25 protein-coding genes are annotated in these 25,152 nt (G+C 73.7%); 3 read left to right on the plus strand and 22 right to left on the minus strand.

Annotated elements, in window-relative coordinates:
- Positions 1–3: 3 nt before the first annotated feature.
- From ACZ7OI_RS14600 to ACZ7OI_RS14695, 20 genes are all read right to left on the minus strand, one after another.
- Complete coding sequence (locus tag ACZ7OI_RS14600; protein ID WP_470264676.1) at positions 4–1,182, minus strand: acyl-CoA dehydrogenase family protein; 1,179 nt, start codon at positions 1,180–1,182, stop codon at positions 4–6.
- A 104-nt stretch (positions 1,183–1,286) separates the two neighbouring features.
- Positions 1,287–2,165: an LLM class flavin-dependent oxidoreductase gene (locus ACZ7OI_RS14605; protein WP_470264677.1), complete on the minus strand. Its 879-nt coding sequence runs from the start codon at positions 2,163–2,165 to the stop codon at positions 1,287–1,289.
- A gap of 7 nt (positions 2,166–2,172) precedes the next feature.
- Positions 2,173–3,333 carry a steroid 3-ketoacyl-CoA thiolase gene (locus tag ACZ7OI_RS14610; RefSeq protein ID WP_470264678.1) on the minus strand — a complete coding sequence of 387 codons (1,161 nt, stop codon included), beginning with the start codon at positions 3,331–3,333 and terminating at the stop codon, positions 2,173–2,175.
- On the minus strand, positions 3,330–4,553 hold the full coding sequence (locus ACZ7OI_RS14615) for a cytochrome P450 (protein ID WP_470264679.1): 1,224 nt from the start codon (positions 4,551–4,553) through the stop codon (positions 3,330–3,332). Before ACZ7OI_RS14615 ends, ACZ7OI_RS14610 begins: the two co-directional genes overlap by 4 nt.
- Positions 4,550–5,248, minus strand: coding sequence for a DsbA family protein (locus ACZ7OI_RS14620; RefSeq protein WP_470264680.1), 699 nt, complete (start codon positions 5,246–5,248; stop codon positions 4,550–4,552). Before ACZ7OI_RS14620 ends, ACZ7OI_RS14615 begins: the two co-directional genes overlap by 4 nt.
- On the minus strand, positions 5,245–6,114 hold the full coding sequence (locus ACZ7OI_RS14625) for a thioesterase family protein (protein WP_470264681.1): 870 nt from the start codon (positions 6,112–6,114) through the stop codon (positions 5,245–5,247). The genes ACZ7OI_RS14620 and ACZ7OI_RS14625 overlap by 4 nt, the downstream gene beginning before the upstream one ends.
- Positions 6,111–6,908 carry an alpha/beta fold hydrolase gene (locus tag ACZ7OI_RS14630; RefSeq protein WP_470264682.1) on the minus strand — a complete coding sequence of 266 codons (798 nt, stop codon included), beginning with the start codon at positions 6,906–6,908 and terminating at the stop codon, positions 6,111–6,113. Before ACZ7OI_RS14630 ends, ACZ7OI_RS14625 begins: the two co-directional genes overlap by 4 nt.
- Positions 6,905–7,714 (minus strand): beta-ketoacyl synthase N-terminal-like domain-containing protein, encoded by an 810-nt coding sequence (locus tag ACZ7OI_RS14635; protein WP_470264683.1) that lies wholly within the window; start codon positions 7,712–7,714, stop codon positions 6,905–6,907. The genes ACZ7OI_RS14630 and ACZ7OI_RS14635 overlap by 4 nt, the downstream gene beginning before the upstream one ends.
- On the minus strand, positions 7,714–8,820 hold the full coding sequence (locus ACZ7OI_RS14640) for a beta-ketoacyl synthase N-terminal-like domain-containing protein (RefSeq protein ID WP_470264684.1): 1,107 nt from the start codon (positions 8,818–8,820) through the stop codon (positions 7,714–7,716). The genes ACZ7OI_RS14635 and ACZ7OI_RS14640 overlap by 1 nt, the downstream gene beginning before the upstream one ends.
- Complete coding sequence (locus ACZ7OI_RS14645; protein WP_470264685.1) at positions 8,801–9,889, minus strand: beta-ketoacyl synthase N-terminal-like domain-containing protein; 1,089 nt, start codon at positions 9,887–9,889, stop codon at positions 8,801–8,803. Before ACZ7OI_RS14645 ends, ACZ7OI_RS14640 begins: the two co-directional genes overlap by 20 nt.
- Positions 9,889–11,091 (minus strand): beta-ketoacyl-[acyl-carrier-protein] synthase family protein, encoded by a 1,203-nt coding sequence (locus ACZ7OI_RS14650; protein ID WP_470264686.1) that lies wholly within the window; start codon positions 11,089–11,091, stop codon positions 9,889–9,891. The genes ACZ7OI_RS14645 and ACZ7OI_RS14650 overlap by 1 nt, the downstream gene beginning before the upstream one ends.
- A 52-nt stretch (positions 11,092–11,143) precedes the next feature.
- Positions 11,144–11,407, minus strand: coding sequence for an acyl carrier protein (locus ACZ7OI_RS14655; protein WP_067588342.1), 264 nt, complete (start codon positions 11,405–11,407; stop codon positions 11,144–11,146).
- 8 nt (positions 11,408–11,415) lie between these two features.
- Positions 11,416–11,904, minus strand: coding sequence for a 3-hydroxyacyl-ACP dehydratase FabZ family protein (locus ACZ7OI_RS14660; protein ID WP_470264687.1), 489 nt, complete (start codon positions 11,902–11,904; stop codon positions 11,416–11,418).
- Positions 11,901–12,305, minus strand: coding sequence for an ApeI family dehydratase (locus ACZ7OI_RS14665; protein WP_470264688.1), 405 nt, complete (start codon positions 12,303–12,305; stop codon positions 11,901–11,903). Before ACZ7OI_RS14665 ends, ACZ7OI_RS14660 begins: the two co-directional genes overlap by 4 nt.
- On the minus strand, positions 12,302–13,033 hold the full coding sequence (gene fabG / locus ACZ7OI_RS14670) for a 3-oxoacyl-ACP reductase FabG (RefSeq protein WP_470264689.1): 732 nt from the start codon (positions 13,031–13,033) through the stop codon (positions 12,302–12,304). The genes ACZ7OI_RS14665 and fabG overlap by 4 nt, the downstream gene beginning before the upstream one ends.
- A gap of 52 nt (positions 13,034–13,085) precedes the next feature.
- Positions 13,086–14,108, minus strand: a complete 1,023-nt coding sequence (locus ACZ7OI_RS14675; RefSeq protein WP_470264690.1) for a methyltransferase — start codon at positions 14,106–14,108, stop codon at positions 13,086–13,088.
- Positions 14,105–15,823, minus strand: coding sequence for a carbamoyltransferase N-terminal domain-containing protein (locus ACZ7OI_RS14680; RefSeq protein WP_470264691.1), 1,719 nt, complete (start codon positions 15,821–15,823; stop codon positions 14,105–14,107). Before ACZ7OI_RS14680 ends, ACZ7OI_RS14675 begins: the two co-directional genes overlap by 4 nt.
- Positions 15,824–15,830: 7 nt before the next feature.
- Complete coding sequence (locus ACZ7OI_RS14685; protein WP_067588350.1) at positions 15,831–16,127, minus strand: phosphopantetheine-binding protein; 297 nt, start codon at positions 16,125–16,127, stop codon at positions 15,831–15,833.
- A 45-nt stretch (positions 16,128–16,172) separates the two neighbouring features.
- Positions 16,173–17,369, minus strand: coding sequence for an acyl-CoA dehydrogenase family protein (locus ACZ7OI_RS14690; protein WP_470264692.1), 1,197 nt, complete (start codon positions 17,367–17,369; stop codon positions 16,173–16,175).
- Entirely contained in the window at positions 17,366–19,060 is a 1,695-nt protein-coding gene (locus tag ACZ7OI_RS14695) for a carbamoyltransferase N-terminal domain-containing protein (RefSeq protein WP_470264693.1), read from the minus strand. Before ACZ7OI_RS14695 ends, ACZ7OI_RS14690 begins: the two co-directional genes overlap by 4 nt.
- 193 nt (positions 19,061–19,253) lie before the next feature.
- On the opposite strand from ACZ7OI_RS14695, the gene ACZ7OI_RS14700 reads away from it, so the two are divergent.
- From ACZ7OI_RS14700 to ACZ7OI_RS14710, 3 genes are read left to right on the plus strand one after another with little or no spacing between them, the layout of a single operon-like run.
- Complete coding sequence (locus ACZ7OI_RS14700) at positions 19,254–20,885, plus strand: AMP-binding protein (protein ID WP_470264694.1); 1,632 nt, start codon at positions 19,254–19,256, stop codon at positions 20,883–20,885.
- A 1-nt stretch (position 20,886) separates the two neighbouring features.
- Complete coding sequence (locus ACZ7OI_RS14705) at positions 20,887–21,822, plus strand: FAD-dependent oxidoreductase (protein ID WP_470264695.1); 936 nt, start codon at positions 20,887–20,889, stop codon at positions 21,820–21,822.
- 47 nt (positions 21,823–21,869) lie between these two features.
- On the plus strand, positions 21,870–22,901 hold the full coding sequence (locus ACZ7OI_RS14710) for a hypothetical protein (protein WP_470264696.1): 1,032 nt from the start codon (positions 21,870–21,872) through the stop codon (positions 22,899–22,901).
- Here the strand turns inward: ACZ7OI_RS14710 and ACZ7OI_RS14715 are convergent.
- Complete coding sequence (locus ACZ7OI_RS14715) at positions 22,883–24,253, minus strand: aldehyde dehydrogenase family protein (protein ID WP_470264697.1); 1,371 nt, start codon at positions 24,251–24,253, stop codon at positions 22,883–22,885. The two genes, ACZ7OI_RS14710 and ACZ7OI_RS14715, sit on opposite strands and share 19 nt — an antisense overlap.
- Positions 24,250–25,143 (minus strand): NAD-dependent epimerase/dehydratase family protein, encoded by an 894-nt coding sequence (locus ACZ7OI_RS14720; RefSeq protein ID WP_470264698.1) that lies wholly within the window; start codon positions 25,141–25,143, stop codon positions 24,250–24,252. Before ACZ7OI_RS14720 ends, ACZ7OI_RS14715 begins: the two co-directional genes overlap by 4 nt.
- Positions 25,144–25,152: the final 9 nt, after the last annotated feature.

Consider the following 25,152-nt stretch of genomic DNA (forward strand, 5'->3'; position numbering starts at 1 on the left):
CGCTCACATCATCCAGGGGTCCGGGACCGGGAGGCCGAACAGCGACCGGCCCACCCGGGTCTCGTGGTATTCGGAGAAATAGCCGTGGTGGCTGCCCGCGTTGATGTCCCGCCAGCAGCGCTGGATCGGCGAACGGTCGAACAGCGCGCCGCCGCCGGACAGCTGGAACACGGTGTTCACGACGTCCACGCCGGTGCGGATCGCCTGGCCGGTCGCCAGCCGCACCGAGGCCCGGTCCTCCATCGTCGTCTCGTCGCCGGCGAGCGTGCGCTCCCACGCCGTGCCCAGCACGTCGCGCGCGTACGCCTCGGCCGAGCGCAGTCCCGCTTCGGCCCTGGCGTAGGCGATCTGCACCGACTGCTCCTCGGCCAGCGGACGGCTGCCGCGCGACTTGTTCGGGGCCAGCTCGCGGAATTCGTCGAGCGCGCGCCGGGCGATGCCCAGCGGGAACCCGGCGAACAGCACGCCCATCAGCGCGAAGAACGACCAGTTGAAGATCGCGCCGTCGTGCCGGGCGCGCTCGAAGATCGGGTTGGCGGTGTACTCCGGCGGCACCACGAGGTCGCTGACCGAAACGTCGTTGCTCCCGGTGCCCTTCAGCCCGGCGACGTGCCAGGTGTCGAGAACGTCCACATCGGACGCGGGCACGAACACCAGCCGCCAGTCCGGCCGCCCCGGCGCCACGATCGCCGGTTTCCCGCCGTTCTGCACCATGACCCCGTTGGCGAACCACGAGGCGTTGCGGGCCCCGGTGTTGAACGGCCAGCGCCCGTTGACCAGGAGGCCGCCGTCCGGGCGCGGCTCGGCCTTGCCCAGCGGAGCGAACACCGTGGCCACCGCGCGCGGCCGCGCGGCGAGGATGCTCCGCGCGATCTCGGGCTCCAGCCAGGCGACGAAAAACGTGGCGTTGAGGCTCAGCGCGGCGAAGCCGGCGGAGCCGTCCGCGCGGGAGATCTCCCGGATCGTCTCCATCACCGTCACCGGGTCCGTCTCGAGCCCGCCGAGGCTCTTCGGGAGCAGCAGGTCGAGCAGGCCGGCGTCGGAGATCGCGGAGAGCAGATCCGGCGGGACGCGCCCCTCCCGCTCCCCCTCCAGCGCCCGATCGCTGATCTGCGGTGCCAATGCGGCTGCTGCGGCCAGGACCTCGGTCCTCGACCGGGCGCGCTCGACGGTCACGGTCATGCCGGTCCTCCAGTCAGAAGAAAGTGGTTGGCGTGCTGCGGAATTCGCCTCGCCGGACCCCCGGAAAGGAGTCTGGCCGCCCGGCGCGGCGACGGCAAGGGCCGTCACGGCGGAGCCGCCGCGGCGGCCAGTTCGCCGAGCAGCCCTACGGTTTCCGGCCCGGCGGTCTCCCCTGGGTCCACAATGGACAGATGGACTCCGAGCGCGGCCAGTTCGCCGTAGCGCTGCGCCGCCTCGGCGACTGTGCTCGTGCCCGGTTTCCCGGTCGCGGACAGCCGCACCGTGCCGTAGGTGGTCACGGTGATCTCCTCGAACGGCCTGCCCAGTTCGGCGCAGTAGTCGCGCAGCATCCGCAGCTTCAGCCCGACCACCGCGGGATTCCCCTCCTCGTGCAGGCCGCACGCGTCTCCGTACCTGGCCACGAGCCGCAGGACGCGGCGTTCGTGCGCGCCGCCGACGAGCACCGGCGGCGGGCGCACGAACGACGGCGCGAACCAGGGCTCCGGCAGCCGGTAATGCTTGCCCTCGAACGGCTCCTTCGACCCGGACAGCACCTGCCGGGTCAGCGCCAGGGTGTCCTCCAGCCGTTCGAACCGTTCGCTCCACGGGCCGAGCGGCAGGCCGAACGCGCGGTGTTCCTCCTCGTGCCACGGCGGGCCCAGCCCCAGCCACACCCGGCCGCCGGACAGCGCGTCGAGCGAGGTGAGCATCTTGAGCAGCAGCGCCGGATGCCGGTGGGTGACCGCGGTGGTCATGGTGCCCAGCCCGATCCTTTCGGTGGCCGCGGCGAGAAAGCTCAGCGCGGTGTAGGCCTCGAGGAACGGCTCGCCGGGATCGCCGAACATCGGGATCTGCCGGAAGTGGTCGTTGACCCAGATGCTCGACAGCCCGGCCTGTTCGGCGTCGCGGCCGAGGCGCGCGAGCGCGGGCCCGGCCTCGCCCGGCGGCCAGCCGAAGCGCTGCAGCAGAAGTCCGATCCGCATCGCCGGGTCACCGCCTCCGCAGCAGGGTCGCGGTGCCCATCGACCCGCCGCAGCACATGGTCACCAGCGCGTACTCGCCGTCGCGGCGCTCGAGTTCGCCGAGCGCGCAGGCGAGCAGCCGGGATCCGGTGGCCCCCATCGGATGCCCGAGCGCGATCGCGCCGCCGTTGACGTTCACCCGGTCCGGATCGGCCCCGGTGCGCTCCAGCCACGACAACACCACCGCCGCGAAGGCCTCGTTCACCTCGACGACGTCCACATCGGACAGTTTCAGCCCGGTGCGGCGCAGGAGCCGCTCGGTCGCCGTCACCGGGCCGTCCAGCAGGAAGTACGGATCGGCTCCGGTCACGACCTGGCCGGCGATCTCCGCCCGCGGCGCCAGCCCGTGCCGTTCCGCCGCGGCGGGCGACATCCACAGCACCGCTGCCGCGCCGTCGGAGACCTGCGACGTGGTGCCCGCGGTGTGCCTGCCCTCGCGCACCGTCGGACGCAGCGCGGCCAGGCTTTCCCGCGTCGTCTCGCGCAGCCCTTCGTCCCGGTCCACCGTCGCGGCGCCGTCCGGGCCCTCGACGGCCACCGGCACGATCTCGCGGTCGAACCGCCCGTCCGCCCAGGCTTTCGCCGCCCGCTGCTGGGAAAGCGCGCCGTAGGCGTCGAGATCCTCGCGCGAAAGCCCCTGCCGCCGCGCGATCCGCTCGGCGCCGCCGAACTGGAGCCCGGGCGGGTCGTCCCACGGGTAGTCGGGGGTCTGGTAGTCGGTCCGGCCGCCGGGGATGTTCGCCCCGGCGGGCACCCGGCTCATCGACTCGACCCCGCAGGCGATCCCGATCTCGATCGCCCCGCTGGAGACCAGCGCCGACACCAGATGGCTGGCCTGCTGCGACGAACCGCAGCTGACGTCCACTGTGGAGCAGGCGACGCCGTAGTCGAGCCCGGTGGACAGCCACGCGTTGCGGGTGACGTTGAGCCCCTGCTCGCCGACCTGGGTGACGCATCCGCCGATGATCTGCTCGACCGCGCCCGGCGGCAGGCCGTTGCGGTCGAGCAGGGCCAGCAGGGCCTGGCGCAGCAGTTCCGCGGGCCGCAGCCCGCTCAGCGCGCCGCCCCGCCGCCCGATCGGCGTCCGCACGGCGTCGACCAGCACCGCGCCGGTTCGTTCTTCGGTCATCTCGGCTCCGCTCGCACCGGCTGTTCCAGAAATCCCCGCAGCACCACGCTGCGCGTGCGCTTCCCCGGCCCCGCAGGCTCGATCCACCGGGTCGCGCCGAGCACCGCCCGCAGCGCCTCCGCGATCTCCAGCCGCGCGAGGTGCGCGCCGAGGCAGAAGTGCGGCCCGGCGCCGAAGCCGACGTGGTCGGTCGCGCCCCGGGCGGGCAGGAACCGGTCCGGTTCGGGGAACTTCGCGCCGTCGCGGTTGGCCGCGCCGAACACGACGAGGATGCGCTGCCCGGCCGGGATCCGGACTCCGGACAGCTCCGTTTCGACGGTGGTGCCGCGCCACAGCGCCTGCACCGAGGTGTCGTAGCGGATCGCCTCGTCCACAGCGGTGTCGATGAGTTCCGGGCATTCGCGCAGCCGCTGCTGGACCTCCGGTTCCCGCAGCAGCACGGACATCGCATTGGTGAGCAGGTTGGTCGTCGTCTCGATCCCGGCGACCAGCAGGAAAGCGCAGAACGCCAGCACCTCCTGCGAGCTGATGCCGCTGCGGCCGGCGCGGGCGATCGAGTCGAACAGCGTGCGCCCGTCGCCGCGGCGGCGGCGCAGCTGGTGGCTGAAGTAGCGGAACATGCCCATGCCCCGGCCGAGGTGCTCCTCGGTGCGACCGACCTGGTCCAGGTCTCCGGTGATGACCCGCGACCAGTGCCGGAACTCGTCGTGCATCTCCTCCGGCACGCCGAGCAGTTCGGCGAGCACCAGCACCGGCAGCGGTTCGGCGACCAGGCCGAAGAAATCTCCGGTGCCCGCCCGCACGAGCGCGTCCGCCCGCTGCCGCGCGAATTCCCGCACCTTGGCCGCCAGCGACCGCACCGACGCCGGGGTGAACGCGGCCGCGACGGCGTGCCGGAACACCTGGTGCTCGGGCGGGTCGGTGGCGATCAGCACGCGCACCTTCGGCGCGCCGATCCGGTAGCCGACGCCGGTCGAGGCGCCGCCGCGCGCGGCGAACTCCGGGCTCATCCCGGTCTTGGACGAGAAGGAGACCGGATCGCGCACGATCCGCAGCACGTCCGCGTACCGCGTCACCGCCCACACGTCGTAGTCCGGCAGGTGCAGCACCGGCGCTTCCTCGCGCAGCCGGGCGAACACCGGGTACGGGTCCTCGATCAGCGCCGGGTCGAACGGGTCGAAGACCGCCGGGGCTCCGGACACCTGGCCGGGAGTGCTCATCCGCAGCCTCCCGCGGTGTCGGTGTCGTAGGCGCCGACCAGCGCCGCCGGCGCCGCGGGTTCCGGCGGCGCGGGCGGTCCGGGCACGGCCAGCTCGGCAAGGAACCCGTCGAGCCGGTCGAGGCCCCAGAACCGGTGCCGGCCCACCCGGAAGTACGGGATGCCGAAGATGTCGTCCTCGAACGCCCGCTCGAGGCAGTCAACGCTCTCGCGGCGGATGTCGGCCGACTCCGGCGCGGACAGCAGCGGTTCCGGGTCGAGCCCGGCCGCCGCGGCCGCCTCCCGCAGCACCGGGCGCTCGCACACGTCGCGCCCGTGCTCCCAGCGCGCCTCGACGACCGCCTCGTAGAACCGGCGCGCCACGCCGAGCCGCCGGGCCCGCAGCCACGCGAGATGCGGCAGCTCCCACCACGGGTCGTCGTCCACCGGCCAGGTCATCGACAGCCCGAGCCGCGCGGCCTGCCTGCGGGTGTCCTGCAGGATGTAGAGGTGTTTCGCCTTGCTCATCGGGGTGTAGGGGATCTCCGCGCCCCGGTCCGCGAGCGCCGCCGCGGTCTGCTCGTCGGGGTCCCAGAACGGGACGAACTCCAGCACCTCGTCCGCGTCCGGCATCCTGCGGTACAGCTCGGTCAGCGCCATCCAGCTGAACGGGCTGCGGAACGAGAAGTGCACCCGCGGCGCCCGGCGGCGGGTCATCGCGGCGCTCCCGGGGCCAGCGCGGCGATCGTCTCCGGGTCGAGGGTCGCCAGCGTGCCTGCCTCCGGCCCCCGGCTGACCGCGTAGCCGTGCAGGATGCTCGCGGTCGCCACCAGCCGCGGGGCCCCGCCCGCGCCCAGCGTCCAGCAGTCCATGACGCCGTCGAACGCGCGGTCCTTCACGAAATCCGTCACCGCGAACGTCGTGCGCACGGTCTCGCCCATGTGCGCGTCGCCGAGCAGCCGGACCCTGGCCCGGGACACGACCGGGATCCAGCCGCGCTCCGCGAGCAGCCGCGGCACCCCGAGACCGCGCTCGGCGAGGAACCGGTCGACCGTTTCCTCCAGCACGGCCACGTAGGCGCCGTGCTGGACTCGTTCGGAGAACTGGCAGTGGAAATAGCGGGCGGTCCAGTCCCAGGAGAACGCCGCCGGGTCCGGTTCGGCCGGGCGGTCGCTTTCGGCCGCGGCCGGGCCGACGAGCGGCGCGAGCTCGTCCGGACACGCGCGGGCCGTCTCCTGTTCGCGCACGAGCGCGACGGTCGTCTTGCCGCGCAGCACCCGGTTCCCGGCCACCTCGAAGACGACCCGGAACCGGCCCGGCCCGGCCGGTTCGACCCGCGCGCACACCTCGTCGTCGATCTCCAGCACCGCGGGCAGCTGCACCGAGGAATCCACAATGGACAGACCGAGCCCGTGGTCGTGGTAGAGCGCCTGCGGGCCGAGGCCGCGTTCGCGGAACCAGCACAGCACCGCTTCCTCGGCCATCGCCATGAACTGCTTGAACCCGATCCAGGTGCGGATGTTCGCGCTCGCGTACCGGGGCCGCAGCGCGAACCCGGTCCGCTCGTCGGCCAGCGACGTCATGTCCGGCTTCCTCTCTCCCGTTCCGGCGCGGCGGCCCGGTCGCGGGCGAACCCGTCCACGATCGCGGCCACCTCCGCGGCGCTGTGCAGATGGCAGAAATGGTCGAAGTGCGGCGCGCAGTGCAGCCGTCCCCTCGGCAGCGCCCCGGAGAGCGCTTCGAGGTCCCGCAGGGAAAAGCCGATGTCCTGCTCGCCGCCGAGCACCAGGGCCGGCGCCGTCGTCTCGGCCAGCGGCAGGTGCCCGCTGGCCACGTACTGCTCGAACACCGCGAGGAACCCGACCGGGCCGATCCGCTCGGCGGTCTTGGCGTGCATCTTCTCCAGCACCTCGCCGCACAGGCCCGCGGCGCGGGAGCCGAGCCGGGTCAGCAGGCCGCCGCGGATCTGCCGTTCGAAGGTCTCCCGGGAACGTTCCAGCGTCCGCCACGTCACCGTCGCCTCCGCCCGCCGGTAGAACGGCATGGCCAGCACCGCGGCCGGGCACGGCCGTTCCGGCTCGCGCGACAGCAGTTCCAGCAGCGCGTTGGCCCCGAAGGAATGCCCGGCCAGCACCGGGGCCGGGTCGTCGACGGTGTCGAGCGCGGCGGCGATCCAGTCCGAGGGCGATCCGGCGAAGCGCCACCGGTAGTCGTTGCCCGCGCGCCACGGGAGATCGATCGAGAGCACCCGCCAGTGCGGCAGCCTCTCGGCCACCGCGCTCCAGGTGCGCCAGTGGTCCTCCAGCCCGTGCGCGAAAACCAGCACCGGGCCGGTGCCTTCGTTCAACGGATGCACCTTGGGTGCGTCGGGTTTCACCGGTCCCCCTTGGTTTCGACCACCGCGCAACGCCAGCCGTCGGCGTCGCTGCCCGCGACCACCCGCGCGGTCCGGTTCGCCGCCGCGGCGGCGGCCACGGCCAGCACGCCCGCGGCGCCGTAGAACTGTCCTAACCGGACCGGCCGGGCCGGCTCGCACGATTCCGGATCGGCGTGGTCGTGCACCGGGTGCAGCACCAGCGCGCTGTCCTCGGCGGCCGGTTCGAGCACCACGCAAGCCGCGCCCGCCCGCAGGTCCTGCCCGGCCAGCGCCGCCGCGGTCTCGTCGGCGGGCTCCGCGCCCACCACCACGACCCGGTCCGCCCGGCCCGCCGCCAGCAGCAGCTGCGCGAGGCGCACCGCGTCCAGTCCGGCGGGATGTCCCGAGCACACCATGAGGTTCGGGCCGCCGAAGCCGAACCGGATCGCCACCGTCGAGGCCAGGACGTTGCTCGACACGTTCGGCGCGTCCAGCGGGCTGACGTCGGACAGCGACCCGGCGCGGGCGGTGCGCGCCACCGCGCAGACCGTCTCCAGGCTGCCCAGGTTGGAACTCGCGACCACCGCGGTGCGCGGATCCGGCTCCGGCGGCGTCCAGCGCCCGGTCACCGGGGCCAGGCCCAGCGCCCGGTGCACCGCGCACAGGCCGAGCCGCTCGGCCGGCTGCTTGTACAGCAATCCCTTGCGCCCCAGCAGGTCCGCCGCCCGCTCCGGCGGGCACGCCGGGCCCGGCGACCATCCGCCGGGCAGCGGCCCGGACTGCCCGGGCAGGTGCGCGCTCCACGCGCGGATCGCGACCGGCCGCATCAGGCCGCCCCGACCAGCGTCACGGCGTTGACCCCGCCGAACCCGAAGGCGTCCACCTGCGCCAGCCGCGGCCGGGCCCGCACCGGCCCGGACCGCACCAGCCGCACCCCGCCGCAGTCGGCGGCCGGGCGGCCGAGCCCGGCGACCGGCGGCACCCAGCCGGTGGCCAGGCAGCGCAGCGCCACGTCGAGGCTCATCAGCGCGGACGCGCCCGACGTGTGCCCGGTCGCGCCCTTGATCGCGGTCACCAGGGGGCCGTTCTCGCCGAGGTGCTCGCGCAGCACCCGCGCTTCCACACGGTCGTTCAGCTCGGTGCCGGTCCCGTGCGCGAGGACGAGGTCCACTTCCTCGCCCTTGCGGCCGGAGCGGTCCAGCGCCTCGCGCATCGCCCGTGCGATGCCGCCGGCGTCCGGCGCGGTTTCGTGCGCGGCGTCGCAGGACATCCCGGTGGCCAGCAACCGGCCCAGCGGGGCCGCCGCCGCGCCGTCGGGCACCACGACCGCCGCCGCCGCGCCCTCGCCGAGCAGCACGCCGGTGCGGTCCGCGTCGAACGGGCGGATCCGCTCGGTGCGGTCCGGCGAGACCCGCCCGATCATCGCCAGCATCGACACGGTGAGCGAGTCCGCCCCGGCCACCACCACCGCGGGCGCGGCTCCGCTGTCGACCAGGTCCTGCGCCAGCGCGAGCAGGTGCCCCGTCGCCGAGCAGGCGTTGCACACCGTCACCACCGGCCCGAGCCGGTCGTCGGTTCCGCGCAGCACACCGGTGAAATGCAGGTCCTCGACGGTCATCTCGACCGCGCCCGCCGACCACTTCTCGGCCGCGCCCAGCTCGCGCAGCCCGGTGCCCGCCAGCACCGGGATCGAAGCCCGCGGCGCCCGCGGATCGGCCTGGCGCAAGGCTTCCCGGACACAGCCGGCCAGCCAAGTGCCCGCTCTCCGGTGCGAAGTCTCCTCGTCGATTTCGTACGCGGCGCCGACGTTGACCAGATCCGCGTCGACGTACCGCAGCGGGGCGGCTCCGCCGCGACCGGCCAGCAGCGCGGCGAACGTGGCCGGGCCGTCGCCGAGGCAGCTGCGCACCGCGCTAGCCGCGATCGCCGCCACGGCTCCACCCCCTCACCACGGCGGCCGCGACCGCGCCGGCCGGGCTGCTCGCCACCAGCAGCGCGATCTCGCCGTCGCGTGCGGGCTCGGCCCGGTGCCGGGCGAGGATCAGCGCCAGCTCGATCGCCGGCGTCGCGGACGGGGAGTTCCCGGCCAGCTCGCCCGCGGCCAGATGCTCCGCGCCCTCGACGCCGAGCAGCCCCTCCAGCTCGTTCCGTGCCCGCCAGGCGGCCACCTCGTCCGCTCCGGAGGCCGAAGCCACCGTCCGGACGGACTCCGCTCCGACGCGAGCCTGCTCCAGCGCGCGCCGCGCACAGTCGGCCAGCGCGTACACCCGGTCCTCCCCGCTCGGGCAGAACCCGGCCGCAGTCGCCAGGATCTCCGCGTCCGGCCGGTGCTCGAGCTCTTCGGAGGGGCGCAGCACGAACACCGCCGCGCCCTCGCCGGGCGCGCCGGCTCCGCCCAGCCCGGCCCACAGCCACGCCGAGTGCGGAGTGAATTCTTCGACCGCGCCGGCCAGCAGGACGTCGGCCTGCCCGGTGCGGAAAACGTTGGCGCTGTAGCGAAGCGAGGACAGCAGCGCGACCGGTCCGCCCGCGACCGTCGCGTTCACCCCGCGCAGTCCGAAGCGGATCGCCGCCTGCCCGGCCGCGCCGTTCAGCACGGTGTTGGGGAACAGCGCCGGATTGACCAGATAAGGCGGATCCTCGGTGAAGGTCTCCGCCGCGTAGTCGACCGCCGCCTGCGCGCTGCCGACCGTGGTGCCCAGCACCAGCCCGGTCCGGTGCCCGTCCTCGCCGATGTCCAGCCCGGCGTCCTCGATCGCCCGGCCGCAGGCGACCACGGCCAGCCCGGTGCGCCGGTCGAAGAACCCGGTCCCGCGCCGGCCGAGCTCGGCCCGCGCGCTGAACTCCGGAAGATGGTGCGCGGTCCCGGTGGGCAGCGTGACCTCCGGCCACTCCACCGCGCGGGCGGTGGACCGGCCCGCCGCGACCGCGCCCGCCAGTTCGGCCGCGCTCGCCCCGGCGGGGCTCACCACGCCGAACCCGGTGATCGCCAGCAAGCCCATCACACCGCCCCCAGCATCACGATCGCGTTGTTCCCGCCGAAGGCGAAACCGTTGTTCTGCGCCACTTGCACGTCCGCGGCGCGCGCCCGGTTGGGCACCGGGTCGAGCCACGCCATCTCCGGATCCCGGCTCCGCCAGTTCGCCGTCGGCGGCAGGAATCCCCGCGACAGCGCCAGCGCCGACGCGATCGCGCCGAAGCCGCTCGCGGCGCCCATGGCGTGCCCGAGCATCGATTTGATCGAACTCACCGGCGGCACCGCGCCGCCGAACGTTTCGTACAGCGCCGCCGCTTCGGTCGCGTCGTTCGCCAGAGTTCCGGTGCCGTGCGCGCACACGTAGTCCACGTCCTCGGGCCGGACGCCGGAGTTGGCGTGCGCCAGCCGCATGCACCTCGCGATCGACGCGGCGTCCGGCGCCACCATGTGCGTCGCGTCGCAATTGGTCGCGTAGCCGAGCACCTCCGCGTACGGCGAGGCGCCGCGGGCCCGGACGAAGTCCTCGCTCTCCAGAACCAGCATCGCGCCGCCCTCCGCGGTGACCATGCCCGACCGGTCCCGGTCGAACGGCGCGCACACCTCGTCGGCGACCGCGCCGAGCCGCAGGAAACCCGCGTGCGCCCACCGGCACACCGAGTCCGCGCCGCCGCTCACCACGACGTCGGCTTCGCCTTGGCGGATCAGGTCGTAGGCGTAGCCGAGCGCGTAGTTGCTCGCCGAGCACGCGGTCGCCAAGGTGATCGATTCGCCGGTGACCGCCAGTTCCTCGCTCGCCGCCGCGGCGAGCCGGTCGGCGGGCAGCTGCTCGAACACCTCCGCCGGCACCGCCGGGAACCCGCCCTCGGCCAGCGCCCGGCCGAACTCCTCGGTGATCTTGGCTTCGCCGCTGGTGGTGCCGACGACGACGGCCACCCGGTGCGGCTGCGCCTGGTCGGTCGAGAGGCCCGCGTCGCGCACCGCCAGCCGCGCGCCGGCGGCGGCGAACACGCTGCTGCGGCCCCACGCCTTGACGTCGAGCCTGCGCAGCACCGTCTCCGGGCGGAACGCCTTCACCTCGCCCGCCAGCACCTTCGGGAAACCCGCGGTGTCGAAGGACGTGATCGGCGAAATGCCGCTGTGCCCGGCCCGCAGGCCGCTCTCGAACGCGGCCGAACCGACCCCGATGCTCGAGATCGGGCCGAGTCCGGTGATGAATACCCGGTTCATGGGCCTCCCGCCCGCCGTCGGCGCGCGTGCGCGCGCAGTGGCCGTCAGTGCCTCAAGCGGTCACCGGCTGCCATCCGGCGTGGCGGGCAGTCACCTCGTAGACCGTCTTCAGGTTCCGCATCTCCGCGAGTTCCTTCTGCGGGATCTCGATCCGGTACTTCTTCTCGATCCGCGCGAGCATCTCGATCGCGCGCAGCGAGTCCGCCTCGTAGTCGGCCTGGAAGTCCCCCTCGTCGGTGAGCTCCTCGGTCTCCACCTCCAGGACCTCCGCGACCACGTCGCGCAGTTCCTCCAGCCGTTCGTTCGCCGTGCTCATCCCTGCCCTCACCTTTCTTCCCGCCCTGGCGGGCCGTCCGCCGCGTCCGTTCCGGGCGCTTCGCGGGCGACGGCGATCAGCGACCCGAAGGCCGCGACCTGCTCCGCGCCCGCCCTCGTCCGGCCCGACACCATCGCCGAACCGTCCGACGCGTGTTCCAGTTCCAGTTCGTGGGTGAGCGTGGTCCCCGGCGGCACCCGCCCGGCGAACACGCAGTCGCGGGCGGCGGCGAACATCGGCAGCCGCCCGTCGCCCGCCCGGCCGTGCAGCCACAGCACCGCCGCCGCCTGGCCGAACGACTCGACCACCAGCGATTCCGGGTATCCGCATCCGGCGTCCGCCTCGCGGAAGCAGTATTCGGTGCCGCTGACCGCTTTCGTCGCGACCGCCGACCGGCCGTCGCCGGCGATCCAGATCCGGTCCACCAGCACCATCGCCCGCCCGTGCGGCAGCAGCGCGCTGATGTCGCCGAAGCCGAGGTGCACGCCGCCGCTCACGATCGCCTGCCGAAAACCGCTTCGACGGTCGCGGTGCGCGGTCCGGCGGCGAGCCCGCAGCTCGCGGACACCTTCAGCCGTCCCGATTCTTCCCGCGACACCAGCACTTCCAGCTCGATCCGGTCGTGCTCGCGCACCGGGCGCGTGAACCGGGCCGAAGTCAGTTCCAGCAGTTCCGGTCCGGCGCCTGCCGCCGCGCGCACCGCGTGCGCCACCGCCTCCAGGACGAACACCCCGGGCAGAATCGTCCGGCCCGGGAAATGCGCTTCCAGATAAGGGTTCCCGGCGGGACGCACGACCGCGGACGCGGTCACCCGGACCGGGTCGCCCGGCACGACCTCGACCTCGCGCAGCTCCGGCCACGCGCTCGCCGGGCGCGCCGCGGCGGTCTGCCCGCTCACAGCACCATCCCCCCGTCGACCGGGAAGACCCCGCCGGTGATGTAGCCGGCCTCCTCCGAGAGCAGGAAGGACACCAGCGGGGCGACGTCGCCGGGAGAACCGAAGCGCCGCAACGGAATCGCCCGCTTCGCCTGCTCGCGCGATTTCGGCCCGAGCACGGCGGTCATGTCGGTTTCGATGAATCCGGGGGCCACCACGTTCGCCCGGCCGCCGTAGGGGCCGATCTCCTTGGCGATCGACTTGGTCATGCCGATGATCCCGGCCTTCGCCGCGGCGTAGTTCGACTGGCCCGCGTGGCCGTACACGCCCGCCGCGGACGAGATCGCCACGATCGCGCCGCCGCGCCGCTTGACGATGCGGAACGCCATCGCGCGGCAGAAGTTCCAGGCCCCGGTGAGGTTCACGGAGACGACCTCGGCGAAGTCAGCCGGGGACATCAGCGCGCTCATCGCGTCCCGGGTGATCCCCGCGTTCGTCACGAGCGCGTCGATCGGCCCGAGTTTTTCCTCCGCCGCGGCGAAGAACGCGTCCGCCGCGTCCGCGTCGGCGACGTCGCACGGTTCGAAGAACGCCCGCCGGCCACGCCGGGTCACCTCGGCCTCGACGGCGGCGGCCTCCTCGCTCCCGGTGCGGAAGCACCCCGCGATGTCGTGCCCCTGCCCGGCCAGGTGCACCGCGATCGCGCGCCCGATGCCCCGGGACGCCCCGGTGACCAGCATTCGACCCATTGCGCACTCACATTCCCGGATTTCTTCGCGACAAGTGTGTTTTCTGCGGAATTCAGCCGGCGATCGCCGATGCTTCGACTCTACCCTCGAAAACCGAGAATCCGGACGGAAGCAGTTGCACGGTTCCGGGCGAAATCCCCGCTGCCGCAACGAGTTCCCGCAGCCGCGAGGCGTTGCGCTGCCGCCCGGCGAACAGCACCAGCATCTTCAGATCCGCGGCCGCGCCGTCGCCGCCCATGTCCTCGTCCGGAATGCGTTCGACGACGAGAATCCGCGCGCCCGGACGGGCCGCGGCCGCGCAAGCGCGCAGGATCCGTTCCGCGGTCCGGTCGTCCCAGTCGTGCAGGATGTCCACCAGCAGGTACACCCCGCCGCCCGCCGGAACGCCGTCGAGGAAACTGCCCTCGACCAGCCGGCACCGCGCCGCGACCCCGGCCGCTTCGACGGTCCGTCGCGCGGCGCGCACCGGACCGGGCTGGTCGAACAGGCAGCCCCGCAGGTCCGGATGGGCCCGCAGGATCGCCGCCAGCGTCTGCCCGCTGCCCCCGCCGACGTCGACCACCTCGCCGCCGCCGGAGAAATCCGCGTGCGCGGCGAGTTCGGCGGCCACCGCGGCGGCCTTGCCCGCCATCAGCCGGTCGAACGAGTCCGACAGGTTCTCGTCCGCGCCGAGATCCGCCCAGAACGAGCGGCCGAACACCGCGTCGTAGCCCGGTTCCCCGGTGCGCACCGCGTGCAGCAGCCCGGTCAGCGCGAGGTCCATCCGCCCGCCCGCCGCGTCGAGGTCGAGCCATCCGGCCAGCCCGGCCGGATGGTCCTTGCGCAGCAGCCGCCCCGCGGGCGTCACCCGGTAGCCGCCGTCCTCGGCCCGGCACACGTTCAGCTGCGCCAGGTAGCGCAGCAGGCGGCCGAGCGCGTCCGCGTCGCAGCCCGCCGCGGCGGCCAGTTCCTCCACATCGGACAGTCCGGATTCCATCAGGTCGGCGAGCCCGAGCGTCGCGGCCACCCGCAACGCGATCGGGGGCAGCATCTCCAGCCGCTGCGAGATCTGCGCCCGGCGCGGCGGGCCGGTCACGGCGCGTCCGGCACCGGCGCGTCCGGCCGGTGGTAGAGCCGGTCGCGGCACCACACGTACCGGGTCCCGCCCCAGCGCATCGCCGAAGCGGCGTCGGGGAAGAAGCCGCTGCCGGGATGGTTGGCGCTGGTGTTGCACAGCACCGGAACCCCGCTCAGCGCGTGATAGGCGGTGAGCAGCCGGTACAGCAGCGGGTGTTCCGGCGAGACCGTCTGCAGCCGCGCGCTGTTGTCCGAGTGCACCACCGCGGCCACGCGCTCGCGCCACTGCGCCCGGACCTGGTGCTCGAACAGCATGTACGGATCGGGCACGCCCGGGTCGAAGATCTCCGGCGCGTGCGCTTCGAGGCAGATCGGCGCGACCGGACGGTAGGACTCCCGCAGCTTGATCTCGTTGAGCCGGTCGCGCACCGCCGCGGGCGCGGCGGGGGCCACGATGCTGCGGTGGCCGAGCGCGCGGGGGCCGAGCTCGGCACGTCCGCTGACGAGCACCACCGGCTCGCCGACCTCGTGCAGCAGCCGGGCGACGTCCTCGATCGGGCACTCGCGCTCCCGCCATCCCGGCTCGGGCCCGGACACCGGCCCGGCGTCCGGACCGGAGAACACCGACCACTGCACGGCCGGATTCCCGGTGGTGCGCACCAGTTCCGCGCACGCGGTGCCGATGGCCGAACCCGCGTCGTTGGGAAACGGCGGCACCCACACCGCGGAGAAGACGCCGCTCTCCCGCAGCTGCGCGTTCCACTTGATGTTCAGCGCGCAGCCGCCGGACAGGCACAGCGGCAGGCCGTCGGCGACCATCCGCGCGACCGGGCCGTCGCGCAATCCGCGCAGCAGCAGCCGGAAAAGGTGTTCCTGGAACGAAGCGAGCACCGCAGCGTCCGACAAGCCGAGCGGGGCCAGCGCGGCGCGCACCCGGTGGCTCCAGACGAACGCGCCGGCGACTCCGATCTGCCCGGCCTTCGCGGTGTGCTCGATCATCAGCTCGACCGCGCGTTCGTCCGGCTCGGCCAGCGCCGCGTAAGCCATCGCCTTGCCGGAAACCGGCAGCAGCGCCTCCAGCTGGGCGAAATCGCCGAACTCTCCCTTGTCCCGGCGCTGTTTCCCGGAAACCTTGAAGGGGTCGAACAACGACGCGAAGATCGGGTACAGCGAGCCGGCGACCGGCAGCACCGCGCCGTACGAGCGCAGCGAGGCCGAATCCGGATCGAACCGGAAGACGGTGGCGGGCATCCCGCCGTCCCACACCAGCACCAGCGCGGGTTCGCCGGTCTTCGCGAACGGACTGGTGCAGTAGCTCGCCATCGCGTGCCCGGTGGCGTGCGTGTAGCTGGAGTACTCGAAGGTCTTCTCCCCGATCGGCAGCCCGCTGCCCGCGGTGCGCACCAGCGCGTCCAGCGGCTGTTCCGGCGAGCCGAGCACGCTGTACCCGGCGACGTCGAGCAGATGCGGCCCGTTGTGCAGCACCTCCACGGCGTTGCGGCCGTCGCCCGACTGCACCCAGCCGTCGACCGCCACCCGGTCGAGATCGCCCGCTTCGAGCCCGTGCGCGGCCAGCAGCGCGACCACGTCGGACATCTCCGCCAGCCGCGAATGCCGGGCCCGGTTCTCCAGTTTCTCGGCCTCGACCGAGAACACCAGGCGGTCGCCCTCGAACACGGCGAGCGCTCCGTCGTGGGTGGCCTTCAGGCCGCAGACGATCTCCTGCCCGGCCATCGCGGGCTCACTCCGCCGGCGCGGGCTCGGCGGGAACTCCGGACCCGGCTTTGCCGAGCTGGCTCAGCACGTAGTCCTCGATGTCCCGCGCCGTCTTGATGGTCTGCACGCTGGCCTCGTCGATGGGCGGCAGGTCGAATTCGTCCTCGAGGGCGAAGGCGAGCTCGAGCAGCGCCAGCGAGTGGTACTCGAGCTCTTCGACCAGCATCGGGTCGGTGGATGTCTCTTCCGGCGAGCCCGGAGCCAGTTCGAGGACGATCTCCCGGATCTGGCTGCGGACCTCCGCTTCGGTTCGCGTCGTCACACGGTGATCCTACGAACCTCCGGCGTCAGCGAAAACCTCTGTGCATCAACACTTTTCGCGCGGATCGGCCAACGCGGCCGCGCCGATGAACGCGCGCGCCTCGCCCGGCGAGAACGGCTGCATGAACCCGCCCGCGCGGGCGTCGCGGTAGAGCCGGGACAGCGGGTCGCCGGACCGGTAGGAGCGGCCGCCGACCACCGCCATGGCGAGGTCCGCCGCGTCCACCGCGGCCCGGTTGAGGATCAGCTTGGCGCACTGGAATTCCGCCATCAGCTGCTCGGCTTCGCCGTCCCCGAGCGGCCCGGCGAGGTGCTCGTCCAGCAGCTGCCCGGTGCGCGACAGCGCCGACCGGGCCCCGGTCAGCAGCAGCCGCAGTTCGGCCAGCTGCTCGGCCGAACCCGGCCGCGCCCTGGCTCGCACCGCCTGCCGCGCCCGTTCGGCCGCGGCTTCGGCGATCCCGAGATACGCGCCCAGCATCGGGTAGTTCACCGCGAGGACGCCGATCCATTCCTCGGCCGAGGCGACGCCGAGCCTGCCGCGCACCCGCACCGCGTCCGCCGGGACCGGGCAGTCGTCGAACACGACGTCGTGGCTTCCGGTGCCGCGCATGCCCAATGCGTCCCAGGTGCGTTCGACGCGCAGACCCGGCGTGTCCCGGCGGATCATCGCGGTGCCCGCGCGCGGTTCGCCGTCGGCGCCGGGCACGCGCAGGAAAACCGTGAACACGTCGGCGACTTCGGCGTTGGTGGCGAAGGACTTCCGCCCGGTCACCCGGTAGCCGTCCGGGCCGGGCACCGCCTCGGTCGCCGGGGCGAACAGGCTCGCGCCCGGCTCGGTGCCCGCGTGCGAAAGCACCAGCCGGCACCGGCCGAGCAGCATGAGCAGACCGCGCAGGCCGCGCTGGTGCGCCGGGTCGAGGCCGGGCGCGTCCGCGCTGCGGGCGAGCAGCAGCGCGGCTCCGAGATGCATGTTCGCCGACAGCGCAGTGGCCGGGCAGCCGCGTGCCAGCCGCGACACCGCGACCGCGAGGTCGTGCAGCGACGTCACGCCGAGGCCGCCGAAGCTCTCGGGCACCGTCCCGGCCAGGAACCTGCTCGCCTGCATGGCTTCGACGTTCTCGGCGACGAAGGAGTTTTCCGCGTCGTGCCGGGCGGCCTCGGGCTCGAACTCCGCGGCGTGCCGGTGTGCGAGCCCGGCCAGCTTCTCCCCTGCCGCGCTCAGCGGGGCCAGTTCGCCGTTCACTGCCGCCCGTCCCGGCAGTAGAGCGTGCCTTCCGACCACACATAGGAGGTGCCGCCCCAGCTCATCGCCGAGCCCGGGTCGGGGAAGAAGCCGCGGCCGGAGAAGTTCGCGCTGGTGTTGCACAGCACCGGGATCCCGGTCAGCCGTTCGTAGCAGGACAGCAGTTCGTGCGCGGGCTGGTTGTCCGGTCCGACGGTCTGCAGCCGGGCGCTGCCGTCGACGTGCACGATCGCCGGGACCCGGTCCTGCCAGCCCGGCCGGATCGAGTGGTCGAACACCATGTACGGGTCCCTGGTGCCGGGATCGAACACTTCCGGCGCGCGGTGCTCGAGGCAGATCGGGGCCACCGGGCGGTAGGACTCCCTGCCCTTGATCTCGTTGAGGCGATCCCGCATCGCCGGGTCGGTCGCCGGCGCGATGATGCTGCGCCTGCCCAGCGCCCGCGGACCCAGCTCGGCGCGGCCGGTGACCACCACGACCGGCTCCCCGGTGCGCGCCAGCAGCGCGGCCAGTCCGGCGACGTCGCACGGCTGCGCCGACCACCCGTCGGGCACCGCGCCGTCCCAGCGCACCGACGGTCCGGCGAATTCCGTCCACTCCAGCGCGAATTTCCCGGTGGTCCGCGCCATTTCGGCGCAGGCGGCCCCGATCGCGGACCCGGCGTCGTTGGGGAACGGCGGCACCCACACGTCCGGGAACAGGCCGCTGCCGCGCAGCCGCGCGTTCCATTTGATGTTCAGCCCGCAGCCGCCGGACACGCACAGCGGCAGCCCGGCCAGCTCCGGCCGGGCGGCGAAAACCTCGCGCAGGCCCCGTTCCAGCCCGCGGTAGAGCGCTTCCTGGAACGAGGCGAGCAGTTCCGCGTCGGACAGCCCGAGCGGGCGCACCCGGCGCAGGGCCTCCGCGCTCCACTGGTAGCACCGCATCGGGGTGGTCGCGGGCGCGGTAGAGGCGGTGACCTCTTCGAACCGGTCGACCGCCGCCTCGATCGGCTTGCCGAGCGAGGCGTACGCCATCGCTTTGCCCGACACCGGGAACAGCGCCTCCATCCCGAACCGGCGGTCCGGGTCCGCGGTCCGCCGGTCCACCCGGAACGGCTCGAAGTGCGAGGCGAAAACCGGGTACAGCGCACCGGAAACGCCGGTGAGCGTCCCGATCGGAGTGATCGCCGACTCGCGCGGGTCGACCAGGTAGAGAAACGGCGGCATCCCGCCGTCCCAGACGATGCCGAGCGCCGCGCGGCCTTCCTTGGCGAACGGGCTGGTGCAGTAACTGGACAGCAGGTGGTCGGTGGCGTGCGTGTAGCCGGCGTAGCCGCGCGGCCCCCGCTCGCCCAGCACCGGGTGCGTCCCGGAGAACGCCGCGGGCGGCGCGGCCGGGCCGGGTTCGTCGGCGTAGCCGGCCACCGGAAGAGCGATCCGCTGCCCGTCGAGCGCGGTGAACCCGACGGCGGGCGGACCGTTCTGTTCGGCCGCCCAGCCGTCGACCGCGACCCGGTCGATCGCGTCCGGGCCGAATCCGTTGCGGGCGAGCTCCCGCACGATCTCCGCCGCGTCGTCGAGCGCCGAATGCCGCGGCCGGTTGCCGATCTTCTCCGCCTCGACCGACGCCACCAGCCGGGTGCCGCCGATCACCGCCACCGCACCGTCATGGGTGAGCTTGAGCCCGCAGACGACGTCCGATCGCGACACTTGACTACCTCCCTGGAGGACTGCCGGCGGGACGTGCAAGTGGGGAAATCCCCCAGTCGGACACCCGCCGGGCGCCCGCGGCGAGCGCGGGACGCGCGCAGGGAACGGTGCCGGACCGGTCGCGGCACCCGCAACGTCGGGCGGCCCGGTTGCACGCGAGACGCGCGGGACGCCCGTGCGCGACGATTGCCGCATGGACGCACCGAGAACCGACCGGCTCGCGCTCCTGCGGTGGCTGTGGGAACCGCGGCCGGACGCCGGGATCCGGTTCGCCGGGGACGAGGAAGAGTGGAGCCGCTGGGACTACCCGCGGCTGGCCGCCGCCGTGCACGCGCGCGCCGCCGAACTGCTGGAGCGCGGCGCGGCGCGCGGCGACGTGGTGCTGGTGGTCGAACCGACCGGACCCGGTTTCCTCACCGGGTATTTCGGTGCGATGCTGGCCGGCGCGGTGCCCGCCCCCGCCAGCCCGCCGCTGTTCGGCCAGGATCTCGCGCAGTGGCGAACGCTGCTGGCCTCGCTGACCGAGACGGCCCGGCCCCGGTTCGTCTGCACCGCACCGGGATTCGCCGAGACCGTGCGCCAGGCGGTCGGCCCGGAACCGGTGCTGCTCGACGGCGCGCCCGGCGGCGGACCGGTGCCGCCGATCCCCGCCGCCGACCTCGCGATGCTGCAGTTCACCTCCGGGTCCAGCGGCCGCCCGCGCGGCGTCCGCGTCCCGTTCCCCGCGCTCACCGCGAACGTGCGCGCGATCCGGGAGTGGCTGGCGATGGAGCCGGACGACCCGACCGCGTCCTGGCTGCCGATGCACCACGACATGGGCCTGATCGGCTGCCTGCTCACGCCGGTGACCCACCAGACCGACCTGTGGCTGTGCTCGCCCCAGCAGTTCCTCCGGCGGCCTTCGCGCTACCTGCGCTGCTTCGGCGAATCCGGCGCGCGGCTGACCGCGATGCCCACGTTCGGCCTCGAACACATCCTGCGCCGGGTCCGGCCCGCCGAACTGTCCGGCTGCGATTTCTCCGAGTGGCGCGCGGTCATCGTCGGCGCCGAGCGGGTGGCCGAGCCGACGCTCCGGGCCTTCGCCGACCTGCTCGCGCCGTACGGGTTCGCCCCGGAATCGCTGCTGCCCGCCTACGGCCTCGCCGAGGCGACGCTCGCGGTCACCGGTTCCCGGCTCGACGAACGGTGGACCGCCCGCTCGATCGTCCCGGCCGGGACGGGGCCCGCCGACGAGGGCGAAGCGGTCACGCTCGTGGGCTGCGGCCGCCCGCTGGCCGGCGTTTCGGTGACGGTGCTGGACGATCGCGGCGATCCGCTGCCGGAGGACCGCGTCGGCGAGATCGCGGTGGCCGGGCCTTCGGTCGCGGACGGCTACCACGCCGGAGCCGTCGCGCAGACGACCCGGTTCGACGGCGGCGCGGTCCGCACCGGGGACGCGGGTTTCCTGAGCGGCGGACAGCTCTACGTGCTAGGCCGGATGGGCGACAGCATGAAGGTGCGCGGGAAACCGGTGTTCGCCGAGGACCTCGAAGCGGCGCTCGAAGCGCACGGACTGCCGCGGCGGCAGCAGGCGGTGCTGCTGGGGGCGGTCGACGGGGCGCAGGTGGCGGTGGTCGTCGCGGAACACGCCGACCCCGCGCTGCTCGACCTGGCCCGCACCGACCTGGCAAGGTTGGCCGAGGGCGCCGAGCTGATCATGCTGTCCGCGGCGACGGGCACGATCCCGCGCACGACCAGCGGGAAGCCGCGGCGCCGCGAACTGTGGCGACGATTCGCCGACGGGAACCTCCCGCGGGAAGGAGCCGGTCGGCTCCAGGGAGGTTGACATGACCGCAGCGCCCGACGCGCTGGTGCTCGGCTCGGGGATCATCGGCCTGACCACCGCGCTGGCCCTGCAGGAGGCCGGGAGCCGGGTGCGGATCCGGACCGCGGCGCCGCCGGAGGAGACCACCTCCACGAAGGCCGCGGCGATGGTCGGGCCCAACCTCGACCCGCCCGGCTCCCCCGGGCACCGCTGGCAGCAGGAGACCCTGCGCCGGCTCCGCTCCGCGCCGCCCGGCGTGCGCGTGCTCGAAGGCAGGCTGGCCGCCCGTCCGGCGGGCGCGGTCCCGCCCGGCGCCGACCAGACCGAGGGGTTCCGGCTGTGCGAGCCCGCCGAACTGCCCGAGGGCTACGGCACCGGATTCTGGGTCACGCTGCCGATCGTCGACACCCCGAAGTACCTGCGGCACCTGCGGTCGGAGTTCGAGGCGGGCGGCGGGACCCTCGAGGTGCGGCCGGCGGCGTCGCTCGCCGAGGCGAGCGCCGAGTGCCCCGCAGTGGTCAACTGCACCGGGCTGGCCGCGCGCGAACTGGCCGCCGACGACCGGGTGGAGCCCGTGCGCGGGATCAAGGTGGTCGTCGCCGACCCCGGGCTCGAAACCTTCTTCCTCGAGGCCCCGATCAACCCGGAGTGGGCCACCTACCTGCCGCACGGGGACCACGTCGTGCTCGGCGGCGTCCAGACCGGCGGGGACGACCCCGAACCGTCCGACGCCGAGGTGGCCGCGATCCTGGAGCGCTGCGCGCGGGTGGAGCCGCGGCTGGCGGGCGCGGAGCTGCTGGAGGCGAGCGTCGGGTTCCGGCCCGGCCGCGACGAGGTCCGGCTGGAAGCCGACCGCGACGGCGGCTCGGTGGTCGTGCACAACTACGGCCACGGCGGCAGCGGCGTCATGTACTCGTGGGGCTGCGCCGCCGACGTCGTCGCGCTGCTCAGTTCCTGACGTCGCACGCTGCTGACTTTTCGTTGCCATAGCGGGAAACTGGGGGCATGCCGACCTTTTCTCCCGAAGCTGTGGCCATGTCGGCCGCACTCAACCAGCAGATCGACGCCGGCCCGGTCCGCGCACTCCTGCACGACGCCGGCGGCAAGTACCGGTGGCCGCGGTTCCGGGTCAACGAGGTCGAGCTCGAATGGCGGCGGTGGCGCATCCGCCGCCATCTCGGGGCCTCCGACGACCCGCCCGCCTCGATCGGCCTCTTCGAAAAGCTGATCGTGTCCGGCGGCGGGCCCGCGGTGTCCGCGATGGACTTCGAAAGCGCCGGGATCGCCCCGCTCACCGACGGCTACGACGCGATGTTCCCGCAGGGCCCGCTCGTGACGAAGGCGTTGCAGGGCCGGGTGGTCCGCGCGCCGGGGGAACGCGACGACGAGGACTACGCGCGGCTGCTCGCCGAGTCCACCCGCCGCCGCGACGCCTATCTGGCCAAACTGGACAACGACTCGTTCTGGTGGCACATCGACGATTTCGTCTCCGCGGAGACGCTGCGCCGGTGCGCGGCCGAACTGGACGAGCTGGACCCCGGAGCCGGAATGGCCTTCGCCGGCGGCCCGGATCCCGGCTGGGACGTCCTGCACGACGCGCTCACCAGCAAGTCCAGCAACATGTACCTCGGCGCGGGCCCCACGCTCGTGCAGATCCACGAGGACCCGGTGCTGGTGGCGGACGTGAGCAGGCGGATGGGCCGCGCGATGTACCCGACCCGCTGCACCTACCTGCGCTACCGCAAGGGCGATTTCCTCGGCGTGCACACCGACATGCCGACCTGCGAGGTGTCGCTGCTGTTCACTGTGGAGGGCGAGGCGGGCCCGATGCGGTCCTATCTGGACCAGGCGACCGACACCGCGAGCTCGCTCGGGCAGTGGGTGGTCTCCGAGGGGCAGTTCCCCCGCGGCGGCAAGGATTTCGTCTACCAGCCGCGGGAGTGCCTCGCGCTGGTCGGCCGGGCCACGCCGCACGCGCGGCTGCCGCAGAACGACCACGCGGTGATCGGCGCGATGTTCTACAGCGGACTGACCTGATCCGCCGGACGGCAGCGGACCTGCGCGGCGGTGTACTCGTGCAGGCCCGCTGTCCCGTTCTCCACCCCGATCCCGCTGTGCTTGAGCCCGCCGAAGGGCTGGTCCGGCGCGAAGTCCGCGTGCGCGTTGACCCACGCGGTGCCGCATTCGAGACGGCGGGCCAGCGGCCACGCCCGCTCCGGGTCGGCCGACCAGACCGAGCCGCCGAGGCCGAAGCTGCTCTCGTTGGCGCGCGCCAGCGCCTCGTCCTCGGTGTCGTAGGCCAGCACCGGCAGCGCCGGGCCGAACTGTTCCTCCGCCGCCACCGCCATGCCGTCCGTGACGCCGGCCAGGATCGTCGGCGGGTAGAACAGGCCGGGGCCTTCGCCGGGTTTCCCGCCCGCGGCGGCCAGCGCCCCGTCCCGCAGCGCCGCGTCGACCAGCGCGGCGATCCGCTCGTGCTGTGCCGGGGTGCTCACCGGGCCGAGCTGCGTGCCGCGGACCATCCCGTCCCCGACGACGACCGAATCCGCCTGCGCGGCCAGCGCTTCGACCCACTCCGCGGCCCGCGACCGCGGGACGTACAGCCGCTTGATCAGCACGCAGGCCTGGCCGTTGTTCGCGAAACTGTCCCAGAACACCTGCTCGGCCAGTGCGGCCGGGTCCGCGTCGTCGAGGACGATCCCGGCGTCGTTCCCGCCCAGTTCCAGCAGCACCGGCTTGATCCCGTCGGCGGCCTGCGCGGCCACCGCCCGGCCGGTCGCCGTCGATCCGGTGAAACTCACCTTGCGCACCAACGGATGCGTCGCCAAGGCGCTGCCGAGCGCACCGTCGCCGCAGACCACCGTGCACAGTCCGGGCGGCAGCGCCTCGGCCAGGATTTCGCCGAGCCGCACCGTCGCCAGCGGCGCGTACGGGGACGGCTTGAGCACCACCGCGTTGCCCGCCCGCAGCGCCGGGGCAAGCTTGGCGGCCGCGACAGCGACCGGGAAGTTCCACGGGGTCACGGCCGCGACCACCCCGAGCGGCTGGCGCACCAGTTCGGCGTAGCCGCGGCGATCGTCGCGCAGCACCTCCGGCTCGAGCGCCAGGCCCGCGTTGTACCGGAGAAATGCCGCGGCGGCGAACGCCTCGGCCACCGCCATCGCCAGCGGCTTCCCCTGTTCGCGGGTGATCAGCTCGCCGAGCGCACGCGCCTGCGCCGACACGGCTTTCGCCGCCGCGAGCAGCGCTTCCCGCCGGGCCTCCGGGGGCCAGGCCGGCCAGGCCCGATGCGCTTGCTCGATCACCTCTCCCAGCCGCGCTTCGTCGCAGACCGGCACTTGCCCGGCCACCAAACCGTCGGCCGGGTTGTACACGTCGAGCACGCTCACAACGCCCCCCTCTCCGCAGCCGCGCCGATACCCGGGAATTCAGGCGCGAACCCGAGCTCCTCCCGGATCGCCTCCGCGGCCAGCACTCGCCCGAACGGCTGCGCACCCGGCTCCGTCTCCGTCACCGCACCTTCCTCGACCTGCCCCCGTACCGCGAATCCTTCTGCAGCAGCGAGCAATTCTGCCGGTTCGACCGGACGGTCGTCGGCGACGTTGTACACCCGGCGCGGCAGTTTCGGAGCGGTCAGGACGCACAGAATCGCCTGCCGGACATCGGCGTGGTGCACCAGGTGCATCCGCCCCGTACCGCCGCGCCGCGCCCAGCTGATCGCTTCGGCGAGGTGCGGATCTCCCTCGCCGTAGGTGAACGCCAAGCGCAGCACCGAGCTTTCCAGTCCGTCCACAGTGGACAGGGCCCGCTCGGCGCCCAGCTTGGCCGCGGGGAAGCTCGCCGCCGCGCTTTCGCGCACGAGGGTGTCCTCGGCCGCGGCACCGGCCCCGTCGGCGTAGACCAGGGAACTGCTGAGCTGGACGAACCGCCGCACCCCGGCGTCGCGGGCAGCCGTGGCCAGCTGCCGGGTCGCCTGGAAATTCACGTCCTCGGACTGGTCCGGCCGAAGCCCTTGGAAAGCCGCGGCGATGTGCACGACCGCGTCGACGCCCTCGACCGCGGCCCGGCAGGCGCCGGCGTCGGCGAGGTCGCCGACGATCATCGTGGCGCTGCCCCGCACTCCCGGGCCGGGGCTCCACACCATGAGCCGCGTTTCCGCGCCCAGCTGCTTGAGCCGGGGCAGGAACCGCGCGCCCACCCGTCCGGTGGCCCCGGTCAGCAGGACCCGCCGCACCGGCAGCCCGGCCGCGACCGGCTCGGTTCCGGCAACCGCATCCATGTCCAACTC

Source organism: Amycolatopsis sp. NPDC114503 (assembly GCF_055633655.1).

Coding starts and splice junctions, on each gene's coding strand:
- ACZ7OI_RS14710 (WP_470264696.1), top strand. CDS start 21,870: ATGCCGACCTTTTCTCCCGAAGCTGTGGCCATGTCGGCCGCACTCAAC.
- ACZ7OI_RS14615 (WP_470264679.1), bottom strand. CDS start 4,553: ATGAGCACTCCCGGCCAGGTGTCCGGAGCCCCGGCGGTCTTCGACCCG.
- ACZ7OI_RS14635 (WP_470264683.1), bottom strand. CDS start 7,714: ATGCGGCCGGTCGCGATCCGCGCGTGGAGCGCGCACCTGCCCGGGCAG.
- ACZ7OI_RS14620 (WP_470264680.1), bottom strand. CDS start 5,248: ATGACCCGCCGCCGGGCGCCGCGGGTGCACTTCTCGTTCCGCAGCCCG.
- ACZ7OI_RS14605 (WP_470264677.1), bottom strand. CDS start 2,165: ATGCGGATCGGACTTCTGCTGCAGCGCTTCGGCTGGCCGCCGGGCGAG.
- ACZ7OI_RS14720 (WP_470264698.1), bottom strand. CDS start 25,143: ATGGATGCGGTTGCCGGAACCGAGCCGGTCGCGGCCGGGCTGCCGGTG.
- ACZ7OI_RS14625 (WP_470264681.1), bottom strand. CDS start 6,114: ATGACGTCGCTGGCCGACGAGCGGACCGGGTTCGCGCTGCGGCCCCGG.
- ACZ7OI_RS14655 (WP_067588342.1), bottom strand. CDS start 11,407: ATGAGCACGGCGAACGAACGGCTGGAGGAACTGCGCGACGTGGTCGCG.
- ACZ7OI_RS14610 (WP_470264678.1), bottom strand. CDS start 3,333: ATGACCGAAGAACGAACCGGCGCGGTGCTGGTCGACGCCGTGCGGACG.
- ACZ7OI_RS14700 (WP_470264694.1), top strand. CDS start 19,254: ATGGACGCACCGAGAACCGACCGGCTCGCGCTCCTGCGGTGGCTGTGG.
- fabG (WP_470264689.1), bottom strand. CDS start 13,033: ATGGGTCGAATGCTGGTCACCGGGGCGTCCCGGGGCATCGGGCGCGCG.
- ACZ7OI_RS14705 (WP_470264695.1), top strand. CDS start 20,887: ATGACCGCAGCGCCCGACGCGCTGGTGCTCGGCTCGGGGATCATCGGC.
- ACZ7OI_RS14650 (WP_470264686.1), bottom strand. CDS start 11,091: ATGAACCGGGTATTCATCACCGGACTCGGCCCGATCTCGAGCATCGGG.
- ACZ7OI_RS14600 (WP_470264676.1), bottom strand. CDS start 1,182: ATGACCGTGACCGTCGAGCGCGCCCGGTCGAGGACCGAGGTCCTGGCC.
- ACZ7OI_RS14645 (WP_470264685.1), bottom strand. CDS start 9,889: ATGGGCTTGCTGGCGATCACCGGGTTCGGCGTGGTGAGCCCCGCCGGG.
- ACZ7OI_RS14680 (WP_470264691.1), bottom strand. CDS start 15,823: ATGGCCGGGCAGGAGATCGTCTGCGGCCTGAAGGCCACCCACGACGGA.